The organism is Flavobacterium sp. UBA4854 (assembly GCF_002399805.1).
GTDB classification, from domain to species: Bacteria; Bacteroidota; Bacteroidia; order Flavobacteriales; family Flavobacteriaceae; genus Flavobacterium; species Flavobacterium ginsengisoli.
Genome location: NZ_DHEI01000011.1, coordinates 1 through 8,596 on the forward strand (window position 1 = coordinate 1; position 8,596 = coordinate 8,596).

General features: G+C 34.3%; 6 protein-coding genes, 2 tRNA genes and 1 pseudogene. 5 read left to right on the forward strand and 4 right to left on the reverse strand.

Going from position 1 to position 8,596, the window contains the following annotated elements:
* Both B3J44_RS00965 and B3J44_RS00970 read right to left on the reverse strand, forming a co-directional pair.
* Positions 1-989, reverse strand: a pseudogene (locus tag B3J44_RS00965) (transporter); the annotation flags it as partial.
* A 42-nt stretch (positions 990-1,031) separates the two neighbouring features.
* Positions 1,032-2,036, reverse strand: a complete 1,005-nt coding sequence (locus tag B3J44_RS00970) for a hypothetical protein (RefSeq protein WP_286965004.1) — start codon at positions 2,034-2,036, stop codon at positions 1,032-1,034.
* 102 nt (positions 2,037-2,138) lie between these two features.
* Here B3J44_RS00970 and proS point away from each other — a divergent pair, with 102 nt between their 5' ends.
* The 4 genes from proS (at position 2,139) to rpsT (ending at position 4,289) form a co-directional block, all read left to right on the forward strand.
* Positions 2,139-3,617, forward strand: coding sequence for a proline--tRNA ligase (proS, locus tag B3J44_RS00975; protein WP_286965005.1), 1,479 nt, complete (start codon positions 2,139-2,141; stop codon positions 3,615-3,617).
* Between the two features lie 78 nt (positions 3,618-3,695).
* A tRNA-Glu gene (locus B3J44_RS00980) sits at positions 3,696-3,767 on the forward strand.
* A 45-nt stretch (positions 3,768-3,812) separates the two neighbouring features.
* A tRNA-Glu gene (locus B3J44_RS00985) sits at positions 3,813-3,884 on the forward strand.
* A gap of 153 nt (positions 3,885-4,037) precedes the next feature.
* The gene (rpsT, locus tag B3J44_RS00990) at positions 4,038-4,289 is read left to right on the forward strand and encodes a 30S ribosomal protein S20 (RefSeq protein ID WP_073417115.1); all 252 of its coding nucleotides are present in this window, start codon (positions 4,038-4,040) and stop codon (positions 4,287-4,289) included.
* 158 nt (positions 4,290-4,447) lie between these two features.
* Here rpsT and B3J44_RS00995 read toward each other — a convergent pair whose 3' ends face one another.
* Positions 4,448-4,855 carry a response regulator gene (locus tag B3J44_RS00995; protein WP_286965011.1) on the reverse strand — a complete coding sequence of 136 codons (408 nt, stop codon included), beginning with the start codon at positions 4,853-4,855 and terminating at the stop codon, positions 4,448-4,450.
* Between the two features lie 5 nt (positions 4,856-4,860).
* Positions 4,861-6,570: a PAS domain-containing sensor histidine kinase gene (locus B3J44_RS01000; RefSeq protein WP_286965012.1), complete on the reverse strand. Its 1,710-nt coding sequence runs from the start codon at positions 6,568-6,570 to the stop codon at positions 4,861-4,863.
* 168 nt (positions 6,571-6,738) lie between these two features.
* Here B3J44_RS01000 and typA point away from each other — a divergent pair, with 168 nt between their 5' ends.
* On the forward strand, positions 6,739-8,535 hold the full coding sequence (gene typA / locus B3J44_RS01005; RefSeq protein ID WP_111378311.1) for a translational GTPase TypA: 1,797 nt from the start codon (positions 6,739-6,741) through the stop codon (positions 8,533-8,535).
* The last annotated feature ends 61 nt before the right edge of the window (positions 8,536-8,596 follow it).

Consider the following 8,596-nt stretch of genomic DNA (forward strand, 5'->3'; position numbering starts at 1 on the left):
ATACCAAGTCTAAAATTATCTGTTACTTTTCCAATTGCTCCAAGTTGGAAAGAGAATCCGTTTCCGTAGGTATATAAATCGTTATTAAATCTTATGCTCGATATGGTTTGGTCTGATTGTAGATCTCCATTGTTGCTTTCGTAAAAACTAGTTGATCTCCTATAATCTGTAATGTGAAGATTTAAGTTTGCTCCTAAATATAGTCGATCTTTATAAGAAGTTGCAATGTTGAAACTTGCTTTACTGTTGTAGCCTCTTGAGTAGATCTCGTTTGTTTGGTAGTAAGTAGCATTTTTTGGAACGTTTGTTGAATAAGTGCTATTAGGATTGTTTACGTCATCAATGTTTGTAATGTATCCTTGGTATCCTAAAAATGCTTGCTGTGCTGAAAAACCTGATAGGTTAGGGTATTGTATATTTGGGAAATTAGATCCTAGATATCTGTATAAATCAGTAATGGTTTCGTTATCTTGTGTGTTAACGAGTTCATGCGGAACAGGTGCGCCTCCATTGCTGTAATTTGCATAATCTAAGAAGTATGCATCAACTGAATGAGAAGGATTGTACCCAGCAGAAAAAACTTCATTATTAAAATTATTGGTATTTTCGTAAGTTGCTCCAATTGTAATTTTATTCCATCCTACATTAGGGTTGTGGTTTTTAAATACAAAAACACCACCAGCTTGATTTAGAATAAAAGAATTTTTTTTGTCTGAAGTTTGAGTGCCAAAGTAGTCAGAATTGTTTTTGATATTCTGATTGCTAAAGGAAACTCCAACTTGATTACTGTTGAAAATTGCAGACCCAGCAGGGTTAACGCTCAATGCAGAGATATCTCCTCCAACTGCTCCAAAAGCACCGCTCATTGCTCTGTAACGAGCGGTACCTGTAAGATTTTCTTGAGAATAACGCAAAGCATCTGAAACTTCTTGTGAATATGACGCGCTGACAGTTAGTCCTGTTATAAATAGGAAAAATATTTTTTTCATTTTGATGAGTTTTAGTTAGAAATTCAAAGGGCTGAGGAAAAATTATCTTCTTCCTCCACCGCCACCGCCGCCAGATCTCATTCCTCCACCGCCGCCACCGCCGCTGTACGATCTAGATCCTCCACCGCCGCCACTAGGAGCGTAGCTTCTTGATGATCCGCTATTGCTAGGAGTGTAGCTTCTAGATGAGCCACTGTTGTTGCTTGGTGTATAGGTTCTATTTGTAGAAGTATTTCCGTTATTATAAGATCTTCCGTTATTGTAGGTGCTGTTGTAGTCAGAACCATTGCTGTATGATCTTCTATTTGTAAATGTAGGACTAGTTGTTCTTCCGTTCATGCTTGAACTTCTGAAGTCAGTATAGCCGTTAGATCTATTTGTGGTATAGGTTCTGTTTGTTGTATAATTTCCTCTATTAGTCGTGTAGTTTCTGTCGGTTGTGTATCCTCTACCAGTTGTATATCCTCGACCAGTGCTGTAATTTCTGTTGTAAGCATAGTTTCTGTCTCCATAATAAGCTGCAGAACCTCTTCTTCCATAGTTGTAAGAGTAATTGTAGCCATAGCCGTAATATGGGTATCCCCAACCTGGATAACCCCAACCTGGGTATCCCCATCCTGGATATCCCCAACCATAATAAGGGTAGCCCCATCCGTAACCGTAGCCATAATAAGGATAACCCCATCCAAATCCGAATGACCACGATGGAGTAGTGTAAAAGTTTACAGAAACATCAGAACTGCTGCTTCCCCATGCAGGATAACTTCCTACAGAGGCAGTTTGAGTGCTGTCTGAATAATTGGTGTAATTATCAACGTCAGTAAATATTTCAGTTGGCTGATTGTCGTCTTGCAATGATCTGAAATACTCTTTGTATTGGTTGTTTGTTCCATTTGTTACATATTTAACAGATGTACCACCATAAACTCCATCATTATCATAATAAGAGGAATTTTGGTAAGAACCACACGATGCTAGCAATAAACTCAATAATCCAATTAAGTAAAAATGATTAGAGTTTTGGCGGAGTGAAAGGTAAGTTTTCATATCTGTGGTGTTTTTTATTGTTGCACATTACAAAATTAGTTAGTTTTGTCAAACTATTTAGTTAAAATTGTATAAAACAAAATTTGTGCCAAAATATATAATATGAGTAAGAACCTTACTACAAGATCAGAAGATTATTCAAAATGGTATAACGAACTGGTTGTAAAAGCAGATCTAGCTGAAAATTCAGGAGTTAGAGGATGTATGGTAATAAAACCATACGGGTATGCTATTTGGGAAAAAATGCAAGCCGAGTTAGATCGTATGTTCAAAGAAACTGGACATCAAAACGCTTATTTTCCTTTGTTTGTACCGAAAAGCATGTTTGAGGCGGAGGAGAAGAATGCAGAAGGATTTGCTAAAGAATGCGCAGTTGTAACGCATTACAGATTGAAAAATGACGAGGAAAGACCTGGTAAATTAATGGTTGATCCGAATGCAAGATTAGAGGAGGAGCTTATCGTTCGTCCAACAAGTGAAGCTATTATTTGGTCTACATATAAAGGATGGGTTCAGTCTTATAGAGATTTACCTTTGTTAATCAATCAATGGGCAAATGTGGTTCGTTGGGAAATGCGTACACGTTTGTTCTTGAGAACTGCAGAGTTTTTATGGCAAGAAGGGCATACGGCTCACGCTACAAAAGAAGAAGCAATTGAGGAATCAGAAAAAATGATGAACGTTTATGCTGATTTTGCCGAGAGTTTTATGGCAATTCCGGTTGTGAAAGGTTTTAAAACTGAAACAGAGCGTTTTGCTGGAGCAGATGAGACATATTGTATTGAGGCATTAATGCAAGATGGAAAAGCATTACAAGCCGGTACATCTCACTTCTTGGGTCAGAACTTTGCAAAAGCATTCGATGTTAAGTTTGCTAATGCAGAAGGAAAACAAGAACACGTTTGGGGAACTTCTTGGGGAGTGTCTACTCGTTTGATGGGTGCATTGATCATGACACATTCTGATGATCAAGGATTAGTATTGCCTCCAAATTTGGCTCCAATTCAAGTGGTTATTGTTCCTATATATAAGACAGATGAACAATTGGCTCAAATTACTGAAGCTGTTAAGGATTTAACGGCTAAACTGAGAAAATTAAAAATCACTGTTAAGTTTGATGACAGAACAACGCAAAAACCAGGATTTAAATTTGCAGAATGGGAATTAAAAGGAGTTCCTGTTCGAATTGCTGTTGGTCCAAAAGATTTGGAAAATGGAACTTTTGAGGTGGCAAGACGTGATAATTTGACAAAAGAAGTTGTTGCTAGCGAAAAAATTGTTGAGCATGTAAATAATCTTTTAGAACAGATTCAAGTTGACTTATTTACAAAAGCTTTAGATTATCGCAATACTCATATTACGGAAGTAAATAGTTTTGAGGAATTTAAAGAAGTTTTAGAAGGTAAAGGAGGCTTTTTGTCTGCTCACTGGGACGGAACTGCAGAGACAGAAGAGAAGATAAAAGAATTGACAAAAGCAACAATTAGATGCATTCCTTTGGATGCTGTTGAAGAGGCGGGAACCTGTGTGTTTACTGGGGAACCTTCTTCTAAAAGAGTGCTTTTTGCTAAGGCGTATTAAAAAAATATATATTTTTTTGCATTAGGTGTTGCGCAAATAAAAAATAGATGTATCTTTGCATCCGCAATACAGAAGCGCGGTCCGTTCGTCTATCGGTTAGGACGCCAGGTTTTCATCCTGGTAAGGGGGGTTCGATTCCCCCACGGACTACAAGTTATATTACATATTGAAAAGTTTCCAACTTAGGAGAATATTGGTCCGTTCGTCTAGGGGTTAGGACGCCAGGTTTTCATCCTGGTAACAGGGGTTCGATTCCCCTACGGACTACAAATTAGTTGTAAATAAGTTTTGTAAAACAAAAATTGGTGTCTCGGTTTTTGTTTTATTAGTTAAAACCAAAGTGATTGTTATACGATTGTGGGAGGTTTTTCTTTTTTAACTAGTATTTATAATAATTATTACATCTAAAATTAAAAGAAAATGGCAAATCATAAGTCAGCATTAAAAAGAATCAGAAGTAACGAAAAAAGAAGAGTTCTTAACAGATATCAGCATAAAACTACTCGTAATGCTATTAAAGCGTTAAGACTAGCTACTGATAAAGCTGATGCTACTGCAAAATTATCAACTGTAATTTCTATGATTGATAAATTGGCTAAAAAGAACATCATTCACGATAATAAAGCTTCTAACTTGAAGTCTAAATTAACGAAACACGTTGCTAAATTGTAATTAATACAATTTGTTAGATATATAAAAGTCCTCTTCTTAGAGGACTTTTTTTGTTTCTAATTTTAAGAACATAGAAATTAAGAATAAAAAAATCTAAATTCCAATCTTTGTAAAATTGGAGTTTAGATTTTTAAATTTAGAGTGTTATGTGTCTTTCTTTATAAATCAATCTTCTTTTTAAGATATTCCAGCATGGGCTGTGTAATTGGTTTAGAAAGAAAGTCTATTATAATTGGATATTTTTTTGCTTTGGCAAGGTCTTCAGGGTCAATAGTTGAGGATAGTACAATTACAGGGACAGTATTGAATTCTATATAATCTGGAGAAGTGAAGTGATCTAAAAATTCCCATCCTCCCATAATAGGCATATTTAAATCTAAAAAAATTAATTCAGGCCTTTTTTTTGCTTTGTCGTTGGTGTATTTTAAGATGTTGAAATGATGAAGAGCTTCTTCGCCGTTTTGAGCTGTAATAACTTCATGTGAAAATGAAGATTTTGAAATTACTTTTTTGCATAGCATCAATGTGATAGGGTCATCATCGATGCATAAAATCTGCTCAAGCATAATAATTAATTTTTAAATGTTATTGTAAATGTCGTTCCTTTATTGACTTCGCTGTCGATAGAGATTGTTCCTCCCATTGTCTCCACCTGTGATTTTACAAGATATAATCCTAATCCTTTGCTATCTGGGTAATTGTGGAATCTTTGATAAAGTCCAAATACTTTATCGCGATTTCTTTCCAAATCAATGCCTATTCCGTTGTCTTTAAAGGTTAGAATTGTTCTATGCTCTATTTGTTCTGCTGTAATAGAAATTTTTAGTTTTCTATTTTCCGATTTGTATTTGATGGAATTCGTTAGCAGGTTTAATAAAATACTTTCAATATAAGCTTTGTTTGTAATAAGTTCTGGAACTTTGTCAAATTTCAATTTGATTATTGGTTTGTGCAATTCAATTTGAAAAGAAAGCTGGCTAAATACATTTTCAAAAACTTCTTTTAAAGAAACCTCTTCTTTCTGCATTGAAGGGTTATCTTTAATAATGATAACTTTTACTAAATCATTGATGGTTTCATTTAACAAATGAGTCGATTTTGTAAATCCTGCTAGTATTTCTTGTAGTTCTTCATTTTCTATTGGAATGTCTTCTATAAGGTTTAATAATCCGATTAAATTAGAAAGCGGTGCTCTAAGGTTATGAGATGTGATATAAGAGAATTGTTTTAAGTCTTTATTGTTTTGCGTTAATTCTCGAATAAGATGTTCTTTTTCTGTTTCTAGTTTTTTCTCATCAGTAATATCTCTTTGTATCGAAATCCAGTGCGAGATCATTCCTTCGTTATTGAAAATAGGAATCATAGAGAAGCGTACCCAATATTCTTCTTTACTTTTTGTGTAGGTAATAGTTTCGATCAAGCATTCTTCTTTGTTTTTTATGGCTCTTAAAAGCTTTTTTAATTCGTCTGAATCTGATTTTGGTCCTTTGAAAATATTTGGCGATTTTCCGATAATTTCGTTTGATTGGTAGCCTGACATTTGAGAAAATGCAGGATTTACATAAACTATTTTTGGTATTTTCCCGTCAGAAGAATTGGCTTCGGTAATTAAAATAGAATCTTTAGATTGAGTAATTACAGTTTCTAAAAGCTTTAATCGTTGCTCTTCTTCTTTTTGTTTCGTGATATCTTGGATTGCGCCAATCATTCTAATGGCTCTTCCGTTTTCATCTTTTAATAAAAAACCTCGATCCAAAACATACTTATATGTTCCGTCTGCACATCTAAAACGGTATTGGTCTTGCCATTTTTCTGTTTTTTGTTCTATAAAAGAATATAATTTTATTGACATCCGGATACTATCTTCCGGGTGAATTTTATCAAACCACCATTTAGAAGTTTTGCCTACTTCTTTTGGGTCGTAACCAAAAACACCTTCAATTCCTTTGTTCCAATTAATACTGTCCTCTTGAATTTTCCAGTCCCAAATAGTGTCGCTTGTTGCTTTTGCTACAATGTCATATTTCTCATTCGATTCTTTTATTTCTTCGTTGGTTTTGTTTAACTTTTCAAAGATGGTTACATTTCTTTTTTCGTTCTTTGAAAGTATAAAACTAAAAACTAGTCCTGTGATTAGAATAAATATAATGTCTTTTATTAAAAATAAATATTGATATTCTGAAGAAGAAAAGTAGGTTGTGAGTAATTTATGACATATGGCCGCCATAATTATCGAGATGATTGTATAAATAAGAGTAATTTGGAGAGTTTTACTTTTCATCACTTCAAATATAGTTAATTTAACTATAACTAAACGTATGTTAATGTCATTTTGAAACCGATATTTTCGCGTTTTGTATTAACTAATTGATTGTATATACGCAAACTATGATAGAAACATTTTTTTTTAAAAAATAAAGTGTACCTTTGCGCCCATTAAAAATCACAGATGGAATCTATTAGAAACATTGCAATTATTGCCCACGTCGATCACGGTAAAACAACTTTGGTTGATAAAATTATGTATCACTGTCAGTTATTTCGTGAGAACGAAAACACAGGTGATTTAATCTTAGATAATAATGATTTAGAGCGTGAGAGAGGTATTACAATTACTTCTAAAAACGTTTCTGTTCAATATAAAGGAACAAAAATCAATATTATCGATACTCCAGGCCACGCCGATTTTGGAGGTGAAGTTGAACGTGTATTGAACATGGCCGATGGTGTATGTTTACTAGTTGATGCTTTCGAAGGTCCAATGCCACAAACTCGTTTCGTTTTACAAAAAGCGATTGATTTAGGATTGAAACCTTGCGTGGTTATCAATAAAGTAGATAAAGAAAACTGTACTCCAGAAGAAGTTCACGAGAAAGTTTTTGATCTAATGTTCGAATTAGGAGCTACTGAAGAGCAGTTAGATTTCCCAGCTGTTTACGGTTCTGCTAAAAACAACTGGATGTCTGATGATTGGAAAAATCAAACAGAAAACATTGAGCCTTTATTAGACATGGTTATTGCTAATGTTCCTGCTCCAAAAGTTTCTGAAGGAACTCCACAAATGTTGATTACTTCTTTAGATTTCTCTTCATTTACAGGTCGTATCGCTATCGGACGTCTTGAAAGAGGTACTTTAAAAGAAGGTATGCCAATTTCTTTGGTAAAAAGAGATGGAAAAATCATCAAATCTAGAATTAAAGAATTACACACTTTTGAAGGTTTAGGCCGTAGAAAAGTAGAAGAAGTTGTTGCTGGTGATATTTGTGCTGTTGTAGGTATTGAAGGTTTTGAAATTGGTGATACTATCGCTGATTTTGAAAATCCAGAAGCTTTACAAACAATTGCTATCGACGAGCCAACAATGAGTATGTTGTTTACAATTAACGATTCTCCTTTCTTTGGTAAAGAAGGTAAATTTGTTACTTCTAGACATATTCGTGAAAGATTAACAAAAGAGCTTGAGAAAAACTTAGCGATGAAAGTTGGAGAAACTGATTCTGCTGATAAATTCATGGTATTTGGTCGTGGTGTACTTCACTTATCTGTTCTTATTGAAACAATGAGAAGAGAAGGGTATGAGCTTCAAATTGGTCAGCCACAAGTTATCATCAAAGAAGTTGATGGTGTGAAATGTGAGCCAATTGAGGAATTAACTATCGATTTACCAGAAAACCTTTCAGGTAGAGCGGTTGAATTCGTTACTATCCGTAAAGGAGAAATGCTTTCTATGGAAGGTAAAGGAGAGCGTATGATTATTAAATTCAACATTCCATCTCGTGGAATTATCGGATTAAGAAATCAATTGCTTACTGCTACTGCTGGTGAAGCTATTATGGCGCACCGTTTCATCGGATACGAACCATACAAAGGAGAAATTCCTGGGCGTAACAACGGTTCATTAATCTCTATGGAAAACGGAAAAGCAATTCCTTACTCTATCGATAAATTACAAGATCGTGGTAAATTCTTTGTTGATCCTAACGAAGATATCTATGAAGGTCAGGTAATTGGAGAAAATACTCGTAGCGACGATATGACAGTTAACGTTACTAAAACGAAAAAACTTTCTAACGTACGTTCTTCAGGAGCTGATGATAAAGCTAGAATTATTCCAGCTATCAAATTCTCATTAGAAGAAGCTTTAGAGTACATTCAAAAAGATGAGTATGTTGAAGTTACTCCAAAATCTTTACGTTTAAGAAAAATTTACTTAAGCGAAACAGATAGAAAGAGATACAAAATCTAATTAGATTAATTTTCAATATAAAAATCCCAAATTCCAATTCTGGAGTTTGGGATTTTTTTAT

Excerpts from the sequence above, each read along its gene's own strand:
- B3J44_RS00970 (WP_286965004.1), bottom strand. The coding sequence starts at position 2,036 with ATGAAAACTTACCTTTCACTCCGCCAAAACTCTAATCATTTTTACTTA.
- proS (WP_286965005.1), top strand. The coding sequence starts at position 2,139 with ATGAGTAAGAACCTTACTACAAGATCAGAAGATTATTCAAAATGGTAT.
- rpsT (WP_073417115.1), top strand. The coding sequence starts at position 4,038 with ATGGCAAATCATAAGTCAGCATTAAAAAGAATCAGAAGTAACGAAAAA.
- B3J44_RS00995 (WP_286965011.1), bottom strand. The coding sequence starts at position 4,855 with ATGCTTGAGCAGATTTTATGCATCGATGATGACCCTATCACATTGATG.
- B3J44_RS01000 (WP_286965012.1), bottom strand. The coding sequence starts at position 6,570 with ATGAAAAGTAAAACTCTCCAAATTACTCTTATTTATACAATCATCTCG.
- typA (WP_111378311.1), top strand. The coding sequence starts at position 6,739 with ATGGAATCTATTAGAAACATTGCAATTATTGCCCACGTCGATCACGGT.